General features: G+C 70.5%; 19 protein-coding genes. 4 read left to right on the top strand and 15 right to left on the bottom strand.

Annotated elements, in window-relative coordinates; genetic code table 11:
* Window positions 1–3 precede the first annotated feature (3 nt).
* Together BLU27_RS20850 and BLU27_RS20845 are read right to left on the bottom strand one after the other, a co-directional pair.
* Complete coding sequence (locus BLU27_RS20850; RefSeq protein WP_092655342.1) at window positions 4–678, bottom strand: class I SAM-dependent methyltransferase; 675 nt, start codon at window positions 676–678, stop codon at window positions 4–6.
* A 249-nt stretch (window positions 679–927) separates the two neighbouring features.
* Window positions 928–1,629, bottom strand: a complete 702-nt coding sequence (locus tag BLU27_RS20845) for a hypothetical protein (RefSeq protein WP_197681507.1) — start codon at window positions 1,627–1,629, stop codon at window positions 928–930.
* Between the two features lie 246 nt (window positions 1,630–1,875).
* On the opposite strand from BLU27_RS20845, the gene BLU27_RS20840 reads away from it, so the two are divergent.
* On the top strand, window positions 1,876–2,976 hold the full coding sequence (locus BLU27_RS20840) for a CobW family GTP-binding protein (protein WP_092655341.1): 1,101 nt from the start codon (window positions 1,876–1,878) through the stop codon (window positions 2,974–2,976).
* 40 nt (window positions 2,977–3,016) lie between these two features.
* Here the strand turns inward: BLU27_RS20840 and egtD are convergent, their stop codons facing one another.
* The 5 genes from egtD to BLU27_RS20815 all read right to left on the bottom strand — a co-directional run bounded on the left by egtD (window position 3,017) and on the right by BLU27_RS20815 (window position 8,500).
* Complete coding sequence (gene egtD, locus BLU27_RS20835; protein WP_241827538.1) at window positions 3,017–4,000, bottom strand: L-histidine N(alpha)-methyltransferase; 984 nt, start codon at window positions 3,998–4,000, stop codon at window positions 3,017–3,019.
* 86 nt (window positions 4,001–4,086) lie between these two features.
* Window positions 4,087–4,815 (bottom strand): ergothioneine biosynthesis protein EgtC, encoded by a 729-nt coding sequence (gene egtC, locus BLU27_RS20830; protein WP_092655339.1) that lies wholly within the window; start codon window positions 4,813–4,815, stop codon window positions 4,087–4,089.
* A 13-nt stretch (window positions 4,816–4,828) separates the two neighbouring features.
* A complete protein-coding gene (gene egtB, locus BLU27_RS20825; RefSeq protein WP_092655338.1) occupies window positions 4,829–6,202 on the bottom strand; it encodes an ergothioneine biosynthesis protein EgtB in 1,374 nt (457 codons plus the stop codon).
* On the bottom strand, window positions 6,199–7,530 hold the full coding sequence (locus BLU27_RS20820; RefSeq protein ID WP_092655337.1) for a glutamate-cysteine ligase family protein: 1,332 nt from the start codon (window positions 7,528–7,530) through the stop codon (window positions 6,199–6,201). Before BLU27_RS20820 ends, egtB begins: the two co-directional genes overlap by 4 nt.
* 229 nt (window positions 7,531–7,759) lie before the next feature.
* Window positions 7,760–8,500 (bottom strand): hypothetical protein, encoded by a 741-nt coding sequence (locus BLU27_RS20815; RefSeq protein WP_157728732.1) that lies wholly within the window; start codon window positions 8,498–8,500, stop codon window positions 7,760–7,762.
* Window positions 8,501–8,674: 174 nt separating this feature from the next.
* On the opposite strand from BLU27_RS20815, the gene BLU27_RS20810 reads away from it, so the two are divergent.
* Complete coding sequence (locus BLU27_RS20810) at window positions 8,675–9,658, top strand: aldo/keto reductase (protein WP_092655335.1); 984 nt, start codon at window positions 8,675–8,677, stop codon at window positions 9,656–9,658.
* 34 nt (window positions 9,659–9,692) lie between these two features.
* Here the strand turns inward: BLU27_RS20810 and BLU27_RS20805 are convergent, their stop codons facing one another.
* Window positions 9,693–10,871 (bottom strand): acyl-CoA dehydrogenase family protein, encoded by a 1,179-nt coding sequence (locus BLU27_RS20805; RefSeq protein ID WP_092655334.1) that lies wholly within the window; start codon window positions 10,869–10,871, stop codon window positions 9,693–9,695.
* A 143-nt stretch (window positions 10,872–11,014) separates the two neighbouring features.
* On the opposite strand from BLU27_RS20805, the gene BLU27_RS20800 reads away from it, so the two are divergent.
* A complete protein-coding gene (locus BLU27_RS20800) occupies window positions 11,015–11,542 on the top strand; it encodes a hypothetical protein (protein ID WP_092655333.1) in 528 nt (175 codons plus the stop codon).
* A gap of 29 nt (window positions 11,543–11,571) precedes the next feature.
* On the opposite strand, the gene BLU27_RS20795 is transcribed toward BLU27_RS20800, so the two are convergent.
* From BLU27_RS20795 to BLU27_RS20770, 6 genes are all read right to left on the bottom strand, one after another.
* Window positions 11,572–12,018 (bottom strand): NfeD family protein, encoded by a 447-nt coding sequence (locus BLU27_RS20795; RefSeq protein WP_092655332.1) that lies wholly within the window; start codon window positions 12,016–12,018, stop codon window positions 11,572–11,574.
* Between the two features lie 232 nt (window positions 12,019–12,250).
* The gene (locus BLU27_RS20790) at window positions 12,251–13,210 is read right to left on the bottom strand and encodes an ABC transporter permease (protein WP_092657947.1); all 960 of its coding nucleotides are present in this window, start codon (window positions 13,208–13,210) and stop codon (window positions 12,251–12,253) included.
* Window positions 13,211–13,212: 2 nt separating this feature from the next.
* Entirely contained in the window at window positions 13,213–14,178 is a 966-nt protein-coding gene (locus BLU27_RS20785) for an ABC transporter permease (protein ID WP_092655331.1), read from the bottom strand.
* Window positions 14,175–15,314, bottom strand: a complete 1,140-nt coding sequence (locus BLU27_RS20780; RefSeq protein WP_092657945.1) for an ABC transporter ATP-binding protein — start codon at window positions 15,312–15,314, stop codon at window positions 14,175–14,177. Before BLU27_RS20780 ends, BLU27_RS20785 begins: the two co-directional genes overlap by 4 nt.
* A gap of 8 nt (window positions 15,315–15,322) precedes the next feature.
* Window positions 15,323–16,417 carry an ABC transporter ATP-binding protein gene (locus BLU27_RS20775; protein WP_092655330.1) on the bottom strand — a complete coding sequence of 365 codons (1,095 nt, stop codon included), beginning with the start codon at window positions 16,415–16,417 and terminating at the stop codon, window positions 15,323–15,325.
* 54 nt (window positions 16,418–16,471) lie between these two features.
* Window positions 16,472–18,100 (bottom strand): ABC transporter substrate-binding protein, encoded by a 1,629-nt coding sequence (locus BLU27_RS20770; protein WP_157728731.1) that lies wholly within the window; start codon window positions 18,098–18,100, stop codon window positions 16,472–16,474.
* Between the two features lie 661 nt (window positions 18,101–18,761).
* On the opposite strand from BLU27_RS20770, the gene BLU27_RS20765 reads away from it, so the two are divergent.
* Window positions 18,762–19,322: a universal stress protein gene (locus tag BLU27_RS20765; RefSeq protein WP_092655328.1), complete on the top strand. Its 561-nt coding sequence runs from the start codon at window positions 18,762–18,764 to the stop codon at window positions 19,320–19,322.
* Here BLU27_RS20765 and BLU27_RS20760 read toward each other — a convergent pair.
* The gene (locus BLU27_RS20760; protein WP_197681506.1) at window positions 19,312–21,078 is read right to left on the bottom strand and encodes a GAF domain-containing sensor histidine kinase; all 1,767 of its coding nucleotides are present in this window, start codon (window positions 21,076–21,078) and stop codon (window positions 19,312–19,314) included. The genes BLU27_RS20765 and BLU27_RS20760 overlap by 11 nt on opposite strands.
* Window positions 21,079–21,430: the final 352 nt, after the last annotated feature.

Raw genomic sequence — 21,430 nt, 5'->3', positions numbered from 1 at the left:
CCGTCAACGGCGGGCGTACACGAACAGCTGCGTCTCCGGTTCGGCTTCCGTGCTCGCCGGCGCGTACGTGTGGTCACGCACCTCCAGCACCTCGAACCCGGCGTCCTCCACCACCGCGCGCAGGTGCGCTCGTGGGTAGCCGGTGAGGCGTACAGGAGTGCCGAGGAACGACAGTTCCACGTCGTCGAGGTCCGCCTCGACCATGGCCAGCGCGAGATGGCCACCGGGTTCGAGGATCGTGTGCAGCAGCCGCAGCGTCGTCTCCACCTGGGCACGTGGAAGCATCAGCAGCGAGAAGAAGGCCACCACGCCGGAGTACGGCCCCCAGGAGGAGTCCAGGTCGGTGACGTCGGCCTGCCGGAAGGTCGCTTCCGGCACCGCCTTCCGTGCGAGCTCCAGCATGCGTTCGGAGATGTCGATTCCGGTCACCAGAAGCCCCGCATCGGTCAGCTGCCGGGCCGTGGGGCGCCCGGTGCCGCAGCCCACGTCGAGCACCCGCGCGCCGGGTGGGAGCCGGGCTGCCAGCCATTCACCGGCGGCGCGTTGTCCCTCCTTGTGCGGGAACACCTCGTCGTAGTGCGCGCCGATCAGGTCGAACGCACGTGCCTGCGCAGCCGCGCGGTCCGCACGCGCCGCCGGCGTCGGGCCGCTGTCCGGCGGCGGAGGAGTCACGGTCATGGCCTGATCAAACCACGGTCGTCGCGACCGGAGTGTGCTCACCTCGCCACGCCCGGTCGGCGCGACGCCCGTGCCAGATCGCCTCGTGGCCGGCGCTCAGGTGCGTCACCTTCCTTCCGTGGTGAGGACGCACCGAACATGCGGTTCCAGAAGGTGCAGGACCTGTTCATGTCCGGGTGCACGGGATACTTCGCGCCGGGAGTGAGCCTGTCAACCCTCGCTTGCCGAGGGGGGAGGGCGGACCGCCGATCAGGTCCTTGACGTTGTCCCACCACGTCCGCCGGTCGGCGGGATACCGCGCCCAGGACCGGGCGCGCCGCCGCGAGGTCTGCGCGTACAGCCGGTGCGCCCAGGGGAGTTGGGCTTGGCCAGCCGCAACGCCCCGATCATCGCGACCAACGGTACGAACACCCCGATCAGGCCGGTGCTCAGCTTCCCCTTCGCGATGGCGACGAGGGAGAAGGCGAGGTTCACCGCGATCGTCGCGGCCGCGGCGGCGGACCCGGTGGCGCCGGTGGTGTCCAGCGGGCCGGCGCCGAGCAAGAGCAGGATCCCGATCGTGGCGGCCACCAGCACGGCGTCCACCGACCGGCGGCCCTCTCGGCTCCAGTACACGTCCTCCAGGTAGAGCCACAGCGCGAACTCGTCCAACGTGAGCGCGGCGCCGGCGGCGAAGATCACCGCCACCACCTGCTGGGCGGGCGGGTTCGGCCGGTACGCGAACTCCGCGGTGGCGGCTCCGATCATCAGGAAGATCCCGTACACCGCGTGGTGCACGTGGACTCCGCCGAGCTGGGTGTCCCGGAACGGCCCGTGCCCGGACCGGATCAGCCGGGTCATCATGCGGGTCACCAGGAACGTGACGAGGAACGAGACCAGCATCCACAGCACCGTCCCGCGCCCGCCGAACGTCAGCCTGAGGTTCACGTCCGCGGCCGTGGGCGTGGGCATGCTCGCGCCGGCTGCCGCGGCCGGCCGGACCGGGACGCCCGGGCGGACCGGCCCGCCCGCCTGCGCCGGCACCCGCCCACAACGCCACCCCTGCCGCGATCATGGCTGTCCGCCTCGCGTCCAGGCTGTTGCCGCGGTCGGTGTGCCGTCGTGCCTTGCATGGCAGTGAAGGTCGCTGGAAACTGAACCCATTGCCGTCCGACACTTTTCCCGCAGCGAGTACGCGAGCCGGGGCAGGAGGTGCTCATGACCGAACGACTGCCGGTCAACGTCGTCGCCTCGATGGACGGTGTGCTCCGGCAGACCGCAGCCTCGGCGGTGCTCTGGGACTTTCCCCGCGGCGTCGTCGTGCAGCACGACCTGGCCCGCACCGGACACGACGACCTGCTCCACCGCCTCGTGTACGACGTCGGAGGCGTGGTGGAGGACACCGGTGTCCCGCTCGACCACGCCTGCCTCAGCTGCGCCCTGCGCGAGGACGTCGTACCCACCGTGGTGCGGCTCGCGCGCAGCGGACGCTGGGACCGCCTCGTGGTGTCCCTGCCGGTTACCGCCGAGCCCGGTTTGGTGCGCGATGCCCTGCGCGGGGGCGTTGTCGGCGGAAGCCAGGTTGCCGATCTCGTGACGTTCGCCGGGGTCCTGACCGTCGTCGACCTCACCCGGCTGGTCGACGACCTGTTCGGCGACGACCTGCTGGCCGAGCGTGGTATCGCCCTGACCGAGGACGACCGGCGTGCGGTGGGCGAGGCTCTCGCGCACCAGATCGAGTGCGCCGACGTCGTGGCCACCCGCGCCGACCGGCTGCCCGACGCCCGCGAGTTCGCGGTGCTCCGCCATCTCACCGCGCCCAGCGCGGTGTGCGCCGACCTGCACAACCTCGACCTGGCCCGCACCCTCGACCGCCCGGCGCGCGGCTGCGGTCCCCAGCGGGGCGACTACCGCCGGGCCGCTCACTCCGGCGCCGCCGACACCCACGGCGTGTGGACGCTGGAGCTCACCTCGTGGCGGCCGGTACACCCCGCACGGCTGCACGACCGGATCAGCGAGCTCGCAGGCGGGCGGCAGCGCAGCCGCGGGTGGTTCTGGCTGCCGACCCGCCCGCACGCCGTGTGCGGCTGGGACAACGCCGGCGGGCAGCTCAGCATCGGCACGGTAGGCCGCTGGGAGGCCGGCGACCGGCAGACCCGGATCCTGGTCACCGGGATCGAGGACGTCCGCGAGCGGGTGCGCGCCGCCTTCGACGCCGTGCTGATGACCGACTCCGAGCTCGCCCGGGGGCTCGACCACTGGGAGCGGCACGACGACGGCTTCTCCCCGTGGCTCGGTGACGACGACCGCGCCGCCTGAGAGCTCGCCTGAGCGCGCCTGGGCCCGACAGAGACCGCGGTCAGCTGGGCGCGGCCAGCGAGAGGGCGAAGTCCTCCTGTGGGTCCGTCCACCACGCCTCGAGCGTGAAGCCGGCCTCGGCGAGTTCGCGCTCCACGACCTCGCGGCGGAACTTCGCGGAGATCTCCGTGCGCAGTTCCTCGCCCTCGGCGAACTCCACCGTCAGGTCGAGGTCGGCGATCCGGACCGTCTGCGCCTTCTGTGACCGAAGGCGCATCTCGATCCACTCCGCCTCGGCGTTCCACACCGCGACGTGATCGAACGCCTCCGGCTCGAAGTCCGCGTGCAAGGAGCCGTTGACGACGCGGAGCACGTTGCGGTTGAACTCCGCGGTCACCCCGGAGTTGTCGTCGTAGGCCCGCACCAGCCGGGTCAGGTCCGTCACCAGCCCCGTGCCGAGCAGGAGGCGGTCGGCCGGGCCGAGCCCGGACCGGACAGCGGCGAGGAAGCGTGCCCGCTGCGCCGGAGCGAGGTTGCCGATGGTGCCGCCCAGGAAGGCCACCAGACGGGTGCCTTCGCGCGGGAGCAGCCCCAGGTGGCGTTCGAAGTCGGCGATGACGCCGTGCATGGCCATCCCGGGGTAGTCGGCCCGCAGGGACTCGATCGCGCCGAGCAGGGCGCTCTCGCTGACGTCCACGGGTACGTAGCGGGCCAGCCTCCCGGTCGAGCGCATCCCGTCCAGCAGCAGCCTGGTCTTGGTCGAGGACCCGGATCCCAGCTCCACCAGGGTGTCTGCGTCGGCCAGCTTGGTGATCTCGGCGGCGTGGGTGGCGAGGATCGACTCTTCGGTACGAGTCGGGTAATACTCCTCGAGCGTGGTGATCTGCTCGAACAGCTCGCTTCCGCGCGCGTCGTAAAAGTACTTCGGCGGCAGGGTTTTCGGCATCCGGCCCAGACCCTCGGCGACGTCGCGGGCAAGGCTCGCCTCGAGGTCGGCGGCGGTGAGGTGGCGGGTGATCTCCGGTGCTTCACGGGAAACGGTCACGCTGGCCTCCATCGTCGGTCCTTCGTCAAGACGGGCTTTCGCCGGGTTGCGTGTTCTTTGCCTGGTAGAGGATTGCTCCGACCGCACTACAGCGACGTGACCACGACACCATGCCGGTCGACCTCCACCAGGGAGCGGGGTGGGACGGGTGCCCAGGCCGGGTCGTCGTCGCAGGGCTCGGAGGCGAGCCGCACGCCGTCGGCGGACTCGTGCACGAACAACGTGTCGCCGTACGTCGTGCCGGCGATGCGGTCGCCGTCGCCTGCCAGCAGGTTGAGCCGGCCACCGCCCAGTTCGGCGACCTCGCGGGTGACCCGGGCCAGTCCCTCGCCGAGGCTGCTGCCGCCCTCCCAGCGGGCCAGCGCCAGGCCGAACAGCAGCGCCGAGTCGACCGGGGCGAGCGCGTCCGGGACCCACGCCACCTCGTCCCGCAACGCCTTGCGGGCCAGCGCCAGGTCGCCCAGCGCGCCGTTGTGGCTGAACAACCAGTGCCCGTGGGTGAACGGCGCCGCTCCGGACTCCTCCGACGGGTAGCCGGGCGTGGCCGACCTCACAGCGGCCACCACACAGCCGGCGTCCACGGTGGGCGCGAGGCTGGCGAAGGACTGGTCGGCCCACATGGGCTGGGCCCGCCGGTAGCGGACCGGCTCCGGGCGCCTGGAGGTGTACCAGCCGACGCCGAAACCGTCCACATTGATGGTGCCGTGTTCCTGCCGGCGTGGTGCGTACGCCTGCACACCGAGCGAGTACGGCGGGTCGAGGACCAGCTCCTGCAGCGTGCGCGGCCGGCCGAGGTAACCGAGATGACGGCACATGGGGACCTACCTCCTAGGCGTCGCGGGCGCAGCGGAACCCGGCGAAGATCTGCCGCCGGATGGGGTAGTCCCAGTTGCGGAACGTCGTCCGCACCACCACCGGGTCGGTGGCCCAGGACCCGCCGCGCAGCACCTTGTAGTCGTTGCCGAAGAACACCTCGGAGTACTCGCGGTACGGGAAGACGCAGAAGCCCGGGTGGCCGGTGAAGGAGGTCGACGTCCACTCCCAGACGTCACCGAGCATCTGCCGGGCGCCTACCGGCGACGCGCCGGCTGGGAACGATCCCACAGGAGTGGGGTGGAAGCGGGTCTGGCCGAGGTTGGCGTGCCCGGGCCCACCCGGCTCGTCGCCCCAGGGAAAGCGCCGCTTGACACCGTGCGCCGGGTCCCACGAGGCGGCCTTCTCCCACTCCGCCTCGGTGGGCAGGCGGCGCCCGGCCCAGCGGGCGTACGCATCAGCTTCGTACCAGCACACGTGCTGCACCGGTTCGTCGTCCACCAGTGGCTCCAGCCGGCCGAACCGCCGGCGCAGCCACGTGCCCCCTTCGCGGACCCAGTACGCCGGTGCCCGTTTGCCCGAGGCACACCGCCACTGCCAGCCCGCCGGATCCCACAGTCGTTCGTCGTCGTAGCCGCCGGCGGCGACGAACGCGCGGTAGGCGGCGTTGGACACCGGGGTGGTGTCGATCCAGAACGCCGGCAGCGACACCGTGTGCGCGGGGCGTTCGTTGTCCAGCGCCCAGCGGTCGGCGGAGGTGCCCATGACGAACTCGCCCGCCTCCACCAGCACCTCCGGTGCGAGCACCCGGTGGTCGTGTGGGGCGGGGGCCTGGTCACCGGCCGGGAAGACCGGCTCGCCGCGACGCAACTGGTGGGTGGCCAGCATCGTCTCGTCGTGCTGGTGCTCGTGCTGGATCACCATGCGGTAGACGAACCCGGAGTCCAGCAGCGGCTTGTCGGGGGAGAGGCGGATCGACTCCAGGGAGTCGAGCACCTTGCGGCGTACCAGGTCGATGTAGCCGCGGGCCTCGGCCGGGCTGAGCAACGGCAGCTTCGGCCGCTCGGACCGGGGGTGCTCGAACGCGTCGTAGAGGCTGTCGATCTCCGGGCGCATGGGATCGATGCCGGCCGCGGCCCGCAGCAGCCACAGCTCCTCGTAGTTGCCCACATGCGCGAGGTCCCAGACCAGCGGTGACATCAGCCGCGAGTGCTGGGCCACCAGGTCGGCCTCTTCCAGGACGTTGGTGGTGAGGCCGAAGCTGCGGTCGCGGGCGCGTTCCAGCTCCCCGGCCACCAGCGACTTGAACTCGTCGGCGGCAACGTGGTCGCCGTCGGCGAGCAGGGCGGCAGTGCGGGCGGACGGGCGCAGGTCTGCGTACTGGCTCATCGGGACTCCTCCCGGTCGGAATCGGACGTGAGCGGGTCGGCGCCGTCGTCGGCCGGACATCGTGCGCGGTCGACGTAGCGGATGCGGTAGTCGTCCACGAGGTTGACCAGCGCGCGCTCGGCGCCCTGCCGGTGCAGGGCCTCCAGCGCCGCCTCGAAGCAACACCGCGCGGCGTGAGCCAGCCCGCGGTGGTCCAGGCCGTCGCGGGCGGCGTTCCACCACGCGCCGGCGACCGGTGCGGTGGCGGCCAGGGCGCGCTCACCGGCCCGTGGATCGTCCACCAGTGCGGTCAGCACGGCCATCGGGACCGGCCAGTACGCCGCCGGCACCACGTCGAGGTAGCGGATCTCGAACCACCCGCGCGGCCGGACCGGCGGGAACAGCGTCGTCAGGTGATAGGCGAGGTCGTGCGCGGTCGGCGAGCCGTCCGCCCCACCGTCCGCCCGAGCGTCGGCCCGGCGAGCAGCCCGGCCGTCGGCCCGGCCGTTCGCCGCGCCGTTCGCCGCATGGTCCGCCCGGCCGTTCCCGGCGTGCTCGTCGTCGGGGCGCAGGTGCAGCCACTGCCGGAACGTCAACCCCGGATCGCTGTGCCACCGGTCGCCGTCGCGGCGCATCATCAACGGCGCGTCCAGCGCGTAGTCGGCCCAGGCGGCCACCGGGTCGTGCCCGTGCGGCGATCGGGTGCGCCGGGGATCCAGCCGCTGCCAGACCGCCTGACGCGCGGACTTCCAGCCGGTCTGCCGGCCGGCGAACCAGGGGGAGTTGGCGAACGTGGCCACCATCGCCGGGCCGATCGCGTGCAGGATCCGCCATCGCCTGGCGATGTCGTCGGCGTCGGCCCCGGCGTCCAGGTTGACCTGGACGGACGCGGTCGAGCACATCATCAGCCGGCCCTCGGGGCCGCGCCGGTCGAAGTAGGCCTCCATCGCGTCGTAGCGCGGATGGGACAGTTGCCGGCGGGGTTCGCGGAAGGGGTCGATGGCGGTCCACAGCAGCCGGAGGTCGAGCGCGGCGAGCGCCGCGCGTACGTGGTCGATGTCGGACTGCAGAGTGGACCAGCAGGCACCGAGGCCGGGGGCGGGAGCTGAACTCAGCTCCACCTGGCCGCCGGGTTCGAAGGTGACGGTGCTGCCGCCGGGCGGTGGCCCGGCCTGGTCGAGCGTGGTGCGGAGCAGGTCGAGAGGGACGAGCTCGCGGGGGTGGTCCGGGGAGACGACGAGCCATTCGATTTCGGTGCCGACGGTGGTGGGCGGCCCGGTCTTGAAGCAGATGCGCCCGATGTGGCCGTGCACCGAGTCGCACGAGACGACCTCGGCGGTGTCCGTCATCGTCCCTCCTACAGTCGCCCGACTGCCACGGCGCGCCGGATTCGTGTTCACGTTCGAACCCGATCCTCGCGTGCGTGGCCCTCGAAGAAAAGCTACTGAGGTCCATGTCACATCGGGGACAGCGCACACCAACACTGACCGAATGCGGGCGGAACGCACTCCCAACCCGGTGCGAACTGCCGAGCAAACCAGAGTCGCGCGGCATTCGCACCCTCGCGCCGAAGGGCGTTCAGGCTCCCTGCGCGGACCGGGTACGTCCGCGGCCGCTCGTCCCGGTCTGTGCCCGGCCACGCGGCCGGCGGGTGCTGCTCTGCGGGCGGGTGCGCGAGCGTGCCCGGGTCACCGAGCGCCGTCCGCGTGCCTGTTCCTCACGGGTGGCCTGCAGCTGGCGGTTGAGGACGAACGAGCCGACCGCGACCAGGCCGGCCACCGGCCAGTCGACCACGCCGAGCGCGGCCACCGCCGCCAGTCCGCCGTACCACAGCATCCGACCGGTCCTCTCGTCGATGCCGACCTCGGGCAGCGACGGCATGGAAGGCATCGACGGGGTGGGCAGGTTCCTGGGAGCGTGCACCTCGGGAAGGTGCGCGCGGCCGGCGACCTCGGGCAGCCTGCTCAGCCCGGGTAGCCCGGACAGGCCCGTCCGCTCGGCACCGCGGGTGCGAGTCGTCGCGGTCTTCCGGGTGGTTCGCTTGGCCGCGGGCTTCTTCGTTCCTGCTCGGGTGGTCGCGGCCTTCTTGGCGCCCGCTCGCCCGGTCGCCGCCTTCTTGGCGGTGGCCCTCCCGGTGCCGGTGCGGGCGCCCGGCGTGGGGTGTTCCTCCGGGTGCGGTGCGCGTTGGCCCGGGATGGCGGGGCCCGCGGTCCGCTTCCGAGCGGTCGTTGCGCGCGGGGCCCGCTTGTTGGCCGGCTGTTTGCGGGCGGTCGTCTGCTGGGTGTCGGATCGGGTCGGCTGCGCCTGGGTCTCGGTCATGTCCATCCCCCCTCGCGACCCGATCCTGGTCTGCTGCCACCACCGGGCGTAGTGCCGAAGGTCCTGCGCGACGGGCCCCCGGTCATCGCGGGCGGAGCGTCAGAACGTTCGGCGGGGGCCGGGGGTTCCCTCCCGCACCTGCGAGTACGCCCGACGGGCCGTAGGCTCTCGCCCGTGGAACAACGTATTCTCGGACGAACGGGTCGCAAGGTGGGAGTTGTCGGGCTGGGGGCCTGGCAGCTGGGAGGCGACTGGGGAGAGGTCACCGAGGCCGAGGCGCTCGCGGTGCTCAACGCCGCCGTCGACGCCGGAGTGACGTTCATTGACAGCGCCGACGTCTACGGCGACGGCCGCAGCGAACGGGTGATCGGACGCCTGCTCCGCCAGCGGCCCGAGGCGGACATCATGGTCGCCACCAAGATGGGCCGGCGTGCACCGCTGGAGCCGAGCCACTACACCCTCGACAACTTCCGCGCCTGGACCGACCGCTCGCGGGAGAACCTCGGCGTGGACCGGCTCGACCTGGTGCAGCTGCACTGCCCGCCGACGCCGGTCTACGGAAACGACGCGGTCTACGACGCCCTGGACACGCTGGTGGCCGAGGAGCGGATCGCGGCGTACGGCGTGAGCGTGGAGACCTGCGCGGAGGCGATGACCGCGATCGAGCGTCCGGGCGTGGCGACCGTCCAGATCATCCTGAACGCGTTCCGGCGCAAGCCGCTGGAGGAGGTGCTGCCGGCCGCCGCCCGGGCGGGGGTGGGCATCATCGCGCGGGTGCCGCTGGCCAGCGGCCTGCTGTCGGGCAAGTACGACGCCTCCACGCAGTTCGGCGACGACGACCACCGCACGTACAACCGCGACGGCTCGGCCTTCGACGTGGGGGAGACGTTCGCCGGTGTCGACTTCGCCACCGGGGTCGAGGCGGCCGCCCGCCTGGAGCCGCTGGTGCCGCCCAAGGCGTCGCTGGCCCAGGTCGCGCTGCGCTGGATCCTCGACCAGCGGGAGGTGAGCGTCGTCATCCCGGGCGCGCGTAATCCCGTACAGGTGTGGTCCAACGCCGGTGCCGCCGAGCTGCCCCGGCTCACCGCCGGTGCGCACGACGAGATCCGCGCGGTCTACGACGAGCTGATCCGCCCGCAGGTGCACGACCGCTGGTAGCCGCGTCCGGCCGGCCGCCAGGCCGCCGGGCCCCTCAGCGGAACGCCGGCAGCCCGGTGATCGCCTCACCGAGGACCAGGGTGTGGATCTCGCTGGTCCCCTCGTAGGTGAGGACCGACTCCAGGTTGTTGGCGTGCCGCAGGACGGGGTACTCCAGCGAGATGCCGTTCGCGCCCAGGATCGTCCGCGCGGTCCTGGCGATCTGCAGCGCGGCGCGGACGTTGTTGAGCTTGCCGAAGCTCACCTGGTCCGGTCGCAGCTGCCCGGCGTCCTTGCGGCGGCCGAGGTGGAGCGCGAGGAGCATCCCCTTGTTGAGCTCCAGCGCCATCTCGACGAGCTTCTCCTGGGTGAGCTGGAACGCCGCCACCGGGCGGCCGAACTGCGTGCGCTCACGCGCGTAGTCGACCGCGGTCGCGAGGCAGGACCGGGCCGCGCCGAGGGCGCCCCACACGATCCCGAACCTCGCCTCGTTCAGGCAGGCAAGGGGAGCGCGCAGGCCGGTGGCCTCGGGAAGGATCGCCTCGTCGGGCACCTCGCAGCCGGACAGGATCAGCTCCGAGGTCACCGACGCCCGCAGCGACAGCTTGTGGTGCATGTCGCGGGTGGCGAACCCAGGCGTGCCGCGGGGTACGCAGAACCCGCGTACGCCGGTGTCCGTACGAGCCCACACGATCGCCACGTCGGCGATGCCGCCGTTGGTGATCCACATCTTCGTGCCGTCCAGCACCCAGCCGGCGTCGGTGCGCAGGGCGGTGGTGGCCATGGCGGCGGGGTCGCTGCCGTGGTCGGGTTCGGTCAGGCCGAAACAGCCGATGGCGGTGCCGGCGGCCATCGCCGGCAGCCACTCCTCCTTCTGCCGCGGTGACCCGAACCGCCACAACGCGTACATCGCCAGCGAACCCTGCACCGACACGAAGCTGCGCAGCGCGCTGTCGACCGCTTCCAGCTCCAGGCAGGCCAGGCCGTAGCTAACGGCGTTGGTGCCGGCACAGCCGTAGCCGTCCAGGTGCATGCCGAGCAGGCCCAGCTCGGCGAACCGGGGCACGAGCGCCCGCGGGAACTCCGCGCGTTCGAACCACTCGCCGGCGTACGGCTCGGCGTGCTCGGCCAGCAGGCGGCGTACGGTCGCCTGGATCGCCCGCTCCTCGTCGGTGAGCAACGCGGCGACGTCGAGCAGGTCAGTGGGGTCGGGTTGCCCGGGCTGTCGGCTCATGACCAGATCCTCGCGCAGAATCCGATCCGCCGCCGAGACCGGGCGACGGGGCGCGACCCGGAGGTGGCCGGGTGCACAAAGGGTCGGCTCGCCGCACTCTGGGTATCAACGATCCAGTTCGGCCCACGGGGAAGGAGCCCGGCATGCGAAGGTCCTCGGTACGCGCGGCCGCGGCCGGTACGCCACGGGCGGCGATGCTCGCCGCGCTGGTCTGTCTCGGCCTGCTCTGCGCGGTCGTCCTCGCCGGCTGCGGCGGCTCGGGGAACTCGTCGTCCACGGCGAGCCCGACCACGCAGGCCGCGTCCTCGGCGTCTCCTGCGGACACTGCCAACGCGGCAGTGTGCGCGCAGGCGAAGAAGCTGCAGTCCTCACTGGTCGCGCTGAAGAACGTCGACGTGCGCGCGGAGGGCACCAACGGCGTGGAACGCAAGCTGAACGCCGTCCGCGCCGACCTGAAGGGCCTGCGGGCCGCCGCCTCCTCGGCCTGGCGGCCGCAGCTGGACGCGCTCTCGGCCGCCCTGGGCGGCCTGAGCACCGCGATCAAGCAGGTCGGCAGCGCAAAGGCGACCGCATCGCCCGCGGTGGACGGGATCACCACCGCGGCGATGGCCGTCGCCACCGCCGCGGAGTCGCTGCGCACCACGATCGCTGGGACCTGCCCGGGCCAGTAGCCGCCCGGCTGCCGAGGCCGGGCCGGGGATCAGACGGACCAGGGGTCCTCACGCGGATAGACGAGCGCCGTCGCGCCCTCGATCGCGATCACGTCCACGGTGGCGCCGGGAGGAATCACCAGCGTGGAGTCGTACGCGCGAGCGCTCCACACCTCACCGCCGATCCGGACCCGCCCGGCATGCCGGGTCACCTCCCGGAGCACCAGCGCCTCCCGCCCCACCAGCGCCGCCGTTCCCGACCGCATCTCCGGGACCCTTCGCAGCGCGTGCTGGGCGAGTGGGCGAACGAACACCACCAGCAGCAGGGCGGCAAGCGCGAACGTCGCGAACTGGAACGACACCCCGAGGCCCGTGGCCGCCACCAGTGCCGTCACCAGTGCCGCGCCCGACATCGGGGCGAGGTAGAGCGTGAGCCGGAGGAGTTCGGCAATACCGAAAACCAGCGCCACTACCAACCACACGACCCACGCGTCCATCGCCCACCTGCTCACAGGTCGTTCTCTCCGGGCTCCTCTCCGACGGTATCCCCGCTCACACCTGCTGAGGGAGACGACCGCGAAGTCCGGCCACGCACGCCTGCCCGTGCGCTCCGATCCCGAAACCTGCTCGCGAACACCTTGTGCAGCACGGATCCGGGTCCCGCGAGGAAGAATCCGGCGGCCGCGCGACCGAGGACTTCCGGCCCAACCTGCCTCCGCTGTCTGTCTGTCAGTTCAGGCGTACCCGCGGGTCGAGGAAGGCGTAGGCGACGTCGACCAGGATGTTGGCGACGATGACCGCCACCGCGGCGAAGATGACGATCCCGATGATCACCGGCAGGTCCTGCTGGTTGATCGCGTCGATCGCCGTCTTGCCCAGGCCGTCGATGCTGAACACCGTCTCGGTGACCACCACACCGCCGACGAGCTGACCGAGGTCGATGCCGAACTGCGTCACGACCGGGGTGAGCGCGCTGCGCAGGCCGTGAAGGTAGACGACCCGGCGTTCGGAGATGCCCTTGGACCGCGCGGTGCGGATGTAGTCCTCACCGAGCACGTCCAGCATCGAACCGCGGGTCAACCGGGTGTACGTCGCGGCCAGGACCAGCGCCAGGGTGAGCCAGGGGAGCACCAGGTGGCGCGCCCAGTCCAGCGGGTTCTGCGATATGGGTACGTAGCCGCCCGCCGGGAAGATCGGGTATCCGGCGAGGGTGAGCTGGAAGTACAGGAAGTACAGGAGCAGCAGACCCAGCAGGAACGTCGGCATCGAGTAGAAGAACAACGCGAAACCGGTCATGCCCCGGTCCGCGATCGACCGCGGCCGGACCGCCGCCACGATGCCGTTGAACACCCCGAGCAGCATCCAGATGACCGCCGCGCCGAGGGCCAGCCCGATGGTGGCCGGCAGCGCGTCGCCGATGATCTGCGTCACCGGCACCTGGTGGTAGTAGTCGAAGCCGAGGTCGCCGTGCAGGGCCTTCCACAAGAAGTCGAGGTACTGCTTCCAGACCGGTTGGTCCAGACCCAGCCGCTGCTCGATGAGCTTCACGGTCTCCGGCGTGGCCTGCCGGCCGGCAAGGGTGCGGGCGACGTTGTTGGGCGCCACGAAGAAGATGGCGAACACGCCCATGGTGATGAGCAACAGCACCAACGCGCCGTGCAGGATCCGCTTGACGAGGAAACGGGCCACCGTCACTCACCCTTTTCCGATTCCGTTTGTGCGTTGAGAAGTCGGTCCGATCCCGGGTCGAAGGCGTCGCGTACGCCGTCACCGAGCAGGTTGAACGCCAGCGTGGTGATGAGCAGCGCGAGTCCGGGGAAGACGATGAACCACCAGGCGACCTGGTAGTAGTTGATCGCCTCGTTCAGCATGCCGCCCCACGTCGGGGTGGGCGCGGGCACACCCAGACCGAGGAACGACAGCGTCGCCTCCACGACGATCACCGTGGGGATGAGCAACGTGGTGTAGACGATCACCGGTGCCATGACGTTCGGGAGCACGTCCACGAACATGATCCGGCTGTCGCTCGCGCCGAGCGACCTGGCCGCCTCGACGAACTCGCGTTCTCGCAACGACAGCACCTGGCCGCGCACGATCCGGGCCACCGAGGCCCAGCTGAACGCACTGATCGCGATGATCACGACCTTCAGGCTCGGCCCGGTGATGGACACCAGGGCGAGGGCGAACAGCAGGAACGGGAAGGACAGGACGACATCGACCAACCGGGCGAGGATGGTGTCGATGATCCCGCCGAAGTAGCCGGCCGCGAGCCCGACCACCACGCCGATGGCCACGGTCAGCAGCGTCGCCACGACGCCGACCAGCAGGGAGATCCGGGCCCCGTAGGCGATCCGGACCAGGATGTCGCGGCCCAGGTCGTCGGTGCCGAACCAGAACTCACCGCTCGGCGCCTTGGGCATGCCGTCGGGGGTCAGGCCGTTGGCGCGGTACTGCGTGTTCACGCCATGGCCGGTGATCGCCGCCACCACCGGCGCGAAGACCGCGATCGCGACGATCAGCAGGATGACCACGAAGGAGATCAGCGCCACCCGGTCGCGGCGCAGGCGTTCCCAGGCCAGCCGCCAGGGACTGCGGCCCTCGATCGAGCTCTTGGGCTGCTCGGTCTCCAGGTCGTACGGGGTCTCGGTGGTGCTCACGACTGGTCTCCGTTCACCAGCTCAGGAGCGAACTCGGTGCGCTCCGCGGCGATCGTTGGCCGTGCCTCGACGAGGTTCTCGCCGATCTCCACCGGGAAGTGGCAGGCGGCGAGGTGGTCCGGACCGTCGTTCAGCCGGCTGATCAACGGCGGCACCTCGGCGGCGCACGTGTCGGCGGCCTTCGGGCAGCGCGGGTGGAACCGGCAGCCGGTCGGCGGGTTGAGCGGCGAGGGTACGTCGCCGCGCAGGATGATCCGCTCGCGCCGGTCCGAAAGGTCCGGGTCGGCCAGCGGAACCGCCGACAGCAGCGCGTTGGTGTAGGGGTGGCGTGGCGCCTCGTGCAGGGCGTCGGCCTCCGCGACCTCGACCACCTTGCCGAGGTACATCACCGCGATCCGGTCACTGACGTGGCGCACCACCGACAGGTCGTGGGCGATGAAGACGTAGGTCAGGTTGAACTCCTGCTGCAGGTCGGCCAGCAGGTTGATGATCTGCGCCTGGATGGAGACGTCCAGCGCGGAGACCGGCTCGTCACACACGATCAGCTTGGGCCGCATCGCCAGCGCCCGGGCCACACCGATGCGCTGGCGCTGGCCGCCGGAGAACTCCGCGGGGAACCGGTTGTAGTGCTCGGGATTGAGGCCGACGAGCTCCATCAGCTCCTGGACCTTGCGCTTGCGCTCGGCTCCCTTGCCCACTCCGTGGATGGCGAACGGGTCACCGATGATCGAGCCGACCCGGCGCCGGGGGTTCAGCGAGCCGTACGGGTCCTGGAAGATCATCTGGATCTCCCGGCGCAGCGGCCGCAACTCCCGCCGCGACAGGGAGGTGATGTCGGTGCCGTCGAAGGTCACCCGGCCCGACGTCACGTCGTACAGCCGCGTCATGCAGCGCGCGAGGGTCGACTTTCCGCAGCCGGTCTCACCGACCAGGCCGAGCGTCTCACCCGCCCGCACCTGCAGGTCGACTCCGTCGACGGCCTGCACGTGCTCCTTGCCGCGCCGGAACAGCCGGTCGGAGGAGACCGGGAACCACTTCTGGAGGTTCTCGACCTCCAGAAGCACGTCGTGGTCGGTGCCTCCGCGGGCGGTGGCGGGGGCCTTCGGCGTGCTGTTCGATGTGTCGCTGGCGTTCACCGATCGCCTCACCTGGTGCTCGTCGTGCTGGACGTTAGGGCCGCCCGCGCCTCGCCGCGACCGGCCTCGTCGGTCGGCAACCAGCACGCACTGTGGTGCGCCCGGTCGCCGAAGACCTCGCGCAGCGGCGGGGTCTCCGACCGGCACTGGTCGAAGGCGTACGGGCACCGCGGGTGGAAGGGACAGCCGGACGGGGGACTGATCAGGCTCGGCGGACTGCCCGCGATGGGCCGTAGCCGGCGCCGCTCCCCGCTCTCGGCCGGCAGCGAGCCGAGCAGACCCTCGGTGTAGGGGTGGTGGTGGTGGTAGAACAGCTCCCGCCGGGTGGTGCGTTCCATGATGCGCCCGGCGTACATCACCGCCACCTCGTCGGCGACGTCGGCCACCACGCCGAGGTCGTGGGTGATCATGATCAGTGCGGTGCCGAACTCCGCCTGCAGGTCGGCCATGACCTCCAGCACCTGCGCCTGGACGGTGACGTCGAGGGCGGTGGTGGGCTCGTCGGCGACCAGAAGCACGGGATCCAGCGCCATCGCCATCGCGATCATCGCGCGCTGGCGCATGCCGCCGGAGAACTGGTGGGGGTAGTCGTCGACGCGGCGGTCGGGCTTGGGGATGCCGACCCGGCGCAACAGCTCGATCGAGCGTTCGCGTGCCGCGGACTTCGAGATCGACCGGTCGTGGGCGCGGATCATCTCGCTGATCTGCCAGCCGACGCGGTAGTAGGGGTGAAGACTGGACTGGGAGTCCTGGAAGATCATGCCGATCTTCGCGCCACGGACCTGTCGCAGGTCCTCCTTGCTCATGGTGAGCAGGTCACGGCCCTCGAAGAGCGCCCGTCCGCTGACCTTCGCGCCCCGGGTGAGGCCCACGACGGTCTGGGTGGAGACACTCTTGCCCGAACCGGACTCGCCGACGATGGCGAGGGTCTTGCCGCGCTCCACGTCGAACGACACGCCGCGTACGGCCTGTACGACACCGTCCGATGTCCTGAACGACACCTTCAGGTCCTGGACGGAAAGCAGCGGGGAGGTGCCGGCTCGGAGGGTGTCCGGCGCGGCGTTGGCGGAGTTGTCGATGTTGTCGACCACGGGAATCTCCATCAGGCGAAGGAGGGCGCACCGGCCGGCCCGGCCGGGCGCCCTCCTCCGTGGGGGTCAGCCGCCCTGCTTGCCCTGCTCCAACCAGATGTTGGTCGGGTCGAAGTTCTGCAAGGACGGAAGGTAGACGGTGTTCTTCGTCTGCGATGCGTGGTAGTTGGCCTGCACCGGGTTGGTGATCGGGAAGAACGGCGCGTCCTTCATGACCTGCTGGTCGGCCTGCGCCCACAGGCTCCCCGCGGTGGACTCCTCCTTGGCGGTGGAGGCCTGCGTGATGAGCTTGTTGACCGCGGGGTTCTCGTAGAAGCCGAAGTTGCTCCCGACCGGCGGGAACGACGGCTTGCCGGAGAACAGCGGGGCGAAGAAGGACAGTGCGGCGTTGCCGTACCAGTCCGAACCCCATCCGGCCAGGGAGACGTCCCAGACACCGCGCTTTGTCACGCTCGGCGCCTGCATGTACTTCGTGTAGAAGTCGGCGTTGGGAACCGCGACACCCTTGACGTTGACACCGATCGCCTTGAGGTCCTGCTGCACAGTCGCGAACGTCTTGCGGCTGCCCTCGGAGGCGTTGCGGTACACGAACTTCAGCGTCAGACCGTTCTTGTAGCCCGCCTTGGCCAGCAGCTGCTTCGCCTTGGCCACGTTGTGCGGGTACGGGTCGAAGTCCTTGCTGCCGACGATGCTGCTCGGCAGGACGTGGGTGAGCGGCGGGTTGACCTTCGGCCCACCGAGCGCCTGGATGATGTTGGCGCGGTTGATCGCGTACGCCAGCGCCTGCCGGACCTCGGGCTTCTTCAGGGCGCCGTTGTTGCTCGGCGACACCGTGTTGAACACGATGTACGGGTTCGACGAACCGGTCTCACCGAGGTTGAGGTTCGGGTCCTTCTTGGCGATCAGCTGCGGCAGCTGCGACGGCGGCGGGAAGTTGTCCCACTCCATGTCCGCACTCGGGCTGCCCGTCTGCAGCTGCTGCTGCGTGGACTCCTGGCTGACCGTCTGGTTGACGACGATCTTGTCGACGTAGGCCTTGCGCACCGGGTCGCTGGAGGCCTTCCAGGCGGGGTTGCGCTCGAACACGATCTGCTTGGTCGGCGAGTACGTCTTGATGGCGTACGGACCGTTCGACAGCGTGTTCTTGGCGAGGTCGAGGCTGGCCGGGGCGTACTTCAGGAACTCCTTCGGCGCCGGGGAGAACGCCGGCAGCGTCAGCATGTCCACGAAGTAGGTCGCCGGGTGGTTCAGCTTGAAGACCACCGTGCGCTCGTCCTTGGCGACGACACCCGGGAGCGGGGTGTCGTTGATGTACTTCGCCATGTCGGCGGGCTTCTGACCGACCTTGGCGAAACCGTCACAGAACTTCTGGTAGCCGACGATCAGGTCGGCGAAGTTCGGGATGCCACCGAAGGGCTGGACGGGGTTGCAGGTGCGCTTGACGCCCCGGACCATGTCGGCGGCGGTCACCTGCCGTGCGGGGGAGCTGTTCCACTGCGCGCCCTGGCGAATGGAGATCGTGTAGGTCTTGCCGTCGGCGCTGATGCCCTTGTTGTCGGCGGTCGGAATCTCCTCCGCCAGGTCGGGCACGGACGTCGTCACCTTGCCGTTCTCGGCGGGGTAGGTGAACAGCTGCCGGCTCCACATCCGCAGGCCGAGGTAGCCGATGGAGTAGTAGCTGACGTTGGGATCCATGTAGTCAACGTCGCCGGAGCCCAACATGTTGAGCGTGCCGCCCTTGACGGGCTTTCCGGCCGCAGTGGTCGTCGGAGCAGAAGGCGTTGTGCCCTGGCTGCACGCGGCAGCTACCAGGGCGAGGACGCACAAACCACTCACGGCCGCCCAATGCCGGTATCGACGTTGGCCGTTCCGTGAAGCGAACATACGGCCTTGTCACCTCCTTGGGGGCATTGCGGTGCCGGCGAGCGCCGGCGCATGCGGGGCATGCGCGCGCAACGCGGACACAACAATGTCGAGCTGATTGAACTGGAACACGGTAAGGCCTGTTGTGCTGAGTGAGAAATCAGGCACCCCTTCCTGCGGGGCGTCCATCTCGCAGGGCACCGGGCGAAGGGTACAACCGCCCGCAAACCGTTTCCCAACGTGGACAGTGTTGCTCCGGATCCGAACGACGGTCGGTGAGCGTCCCATCGCGATGTGAGTTTTGGCCGAACCGTTACGGGGGCCGCAGTTTCGTTACCGGACCGCGACCGGTCCGCGCTCTGAGCGGACATGCGCCCGGCGACCATCTCGACCATCGGCGTGCCCCGGTGGGGCACTAGGGCTCTGAGTGGCCGCCCGCATCCCGCGGGAGGGTGGTGGCGCGGGGGACCCCCTCCTGTGTGGGAGGACGACCATGAGCGAAACCACGGCAGTCCCGGCGCCCCGGCGCGAGTCCCGGCCCGGGGCCGAGTCCCGGCTCGAGAATGGGCCGGCGGTGCAGACCACTCCGGCGGCCGTCGGCTCCTCCGACGGCCGCCCGTTCGTGGTGGTCGGCGTGGACGGCTCGGCCTCGGCGGAGGCGGCTGTGGACTGGGCCGCGGAGGAGTGTGCCCGGCGGGGCGCCCGGCTGGTCCTGCTGCACGTCCGGGAGCCGGTGGTGGGCTCGGTACTCACGGTGGAGTCCCGTCGCTACCGGGCTCGGTCGGTGGGGGACACCGTGGGCGACCTGTGGGAGCAGGTGAACCAACTGCGGGAAAGCCGGGTCGACGCCGAGGGTCAGGTGGAGGAGGGTACGCCGGAGCAGGTGCTGATCATGGCGTCGGAGGACGCCGAGCTGCTGGTGGTCGGCGCGGAGGGAACCGGCCGGCACCGCGGCCTGCTTCTGGGTGAGGTGGCCCAGGAGTGCGCGCGGGCAGCCGTCTGCCCGGTGGTGATCATCCCGCCACCCGGCGGGAGGCAGGGTGTCACTGCTTGAGCGGCACCTGCCAGATGAGCACCGTTCCGCCCTGGGCCCCCGGCTCCACCGTGAGGTGGCCGCCGCATCGGCGGGCCCGCTCGGCCATGTTCGTGAGGCCGCTGCGGCGCGGCGGGTCTTCGGGGATGCCCACACCGTTGTCGGTGACGTGCAGCTGGAACATCCGGTGTCCCACGTCGGCCTGGATCAGGACGTCGGCGTGGCTGGCGTGAGCGTGGCGTACGACGTTGGCCAGCGCCTCGCGCAGGGTGGCCAGAACCTCCGGGCGCAGGCTGTCGGGCACTGCGGAGTCCAGCGGCCCCTCCAGCGCCACCCGCGGTTCGAACCCCAGCGAGGAGGCGGCGTCCTGGGCGATCTCCAGCACCTGACCGCGCAGGCTGCGCCGGTCACCCGCGCGTTCCTGCAGGGAGAAGATGGTCCGACGGATCTCCTGGATGGTGGTGTCGAGGTCGCGGACATACCCGCTCACCCGGTCGGCGAGGTCGACGCGCACCACCTGGCGGGAGATGCCCTGCAGCCCCAGGCCGACCGCGAACAGCCGCTGGATCACGTGGTCGTGCAGGTCGCGGGCGATCCGGTCGCGGTCCTCGAACACCGCCAGCCGGCCGCGGTCCTCCTGCGCCCGGGCGAACTCCAGCGCCAGCGCCGCGTGCCCGGCGAACGTCGTCACCATGTGCATGTCGGTGGAGTCGAAGCCGGCCTGGCCGTCGGGCCGGGTGACGATCAGCACGCCCAGCATGTGCGGGCCGGAGGCGAGCGGGACGAACAGCATCGAGCCGCCCTTGAGCTGCGCCGTGCGGCCACCGCCGCCGTCCCACCCGAGCGAGGCCGCGTCGCCGTCGTAGACATAGGGCCGGCTGGTGAGCAGGACGTCACCAATCGGGGTGCCGACGGTGGAGACCCGTTCGTTGCGCAACCGGTCGGCCTGCGGGCCGGCCACCGCCTCCAGCACCAGGTCGCCGCCCTCTTCGTCGACCAGTGCGAGCATCGCCAGCTCGGCGCTGGCCACCGCGCGGGCCCGCTCGACGATCAGGTCCAGGGTCTCCCCGAGCGACGCGCCGGACAGCAGGTGGGCGGTGATCTCGGTGGACGCGATGAGCCAGGCCTCGCGCCGCCGGGACATGTCGTACAGGCTGGCGTTCTCGATCGCGATCCCGGCCGCCGCGGCGAGTGCGACGACGACTTCCTCGTCCTCGTCGGTGAAGTCACCGCCGCCTTGCTTCTCGGTCAGATAAAGGTTGCCGAACGCCTCTCCGCGCACCATGACCGGAACGCCGAGGAATGACCTCATCGGCGGGTGGTTGGGCGGAAAGCCGGAGGAGTTCGGGTGCCGGGAAAGATCGTGCAGCCGAATGGGGTGGGGCTCGTTGATGAGAAGGCCGAGGATTCCCTTGCCGGTCGGCAGGTGGCCGATGTTGCGGCGCATCTCCTCGGTGAAGCCGGTGTAGGTGAACTCGCTGAGGGTGCGGTCGGGACCGATCACACCGAGCGCGCCGTAACGTGCGCTCACCAGATCGCAGGCCGAACGCACGATTCGTTCCAGAACCTCGGGGAGGGAGAGATTGCTCGCCACGGAGACGACAGCGTCCAGAAGGCGGTGCACGCGGCGTTCGTTCTCGACCAGCTGGTCCGCGCGGTCGACGAGTTCGCGCAGCAGGGTCTCCAGCCGAAGCCTGCTGAGGTCCGGCAGCAACAGGTCCTGTGCGGACTGGACTTCCATGGGTCGCTCAGGACCCGGCGTCGTCTCCGTGTCCATCGAGCCTCCTCCCGCTGAAGCCACATCTCAGGCTAGACCACGCCCGCATTTCGCGACGTCGGTCACTACGGCACGAGTGCGTGGCCTTGTCCGTCACCGAATCCGGCGGGGAAACCGGCGAACAGCCTTGCCGACGGCCTGTTCGGCAATCTGACGGACAAAAAGCCCTGGGCGACCCGAACCGCGTACGCGATCGTGTCGGTTCGGATATATCCACGGACCGGCGCGGCAACTCGGCTTCGGAGCAAATTGCCGTAGGAGAACCGGCGTGAGCGCAAAATTGCTCCGCCGGTACTCTCTTCTCGGGCCTGGATTGTCCGGAAATGATGAAACACTCGATTTCCCGCGGTGT

Source organism: Actinopolymorpha singaporensis, from assembly GCF_900104745.1.
Taxonomy (GTDB): Bacteria; Actinomycetota; Actinomycetes; order Propionibacteriales; family Actinopolymorphaceae; genus Actinopolymorpha; species Actinopolymorpha singaporensis.
The sequence above is the reverse complement of the archived record's forward strand: the minus strand, read 5'-3'. Positions and strand labels throughout refer to the sequence as shown.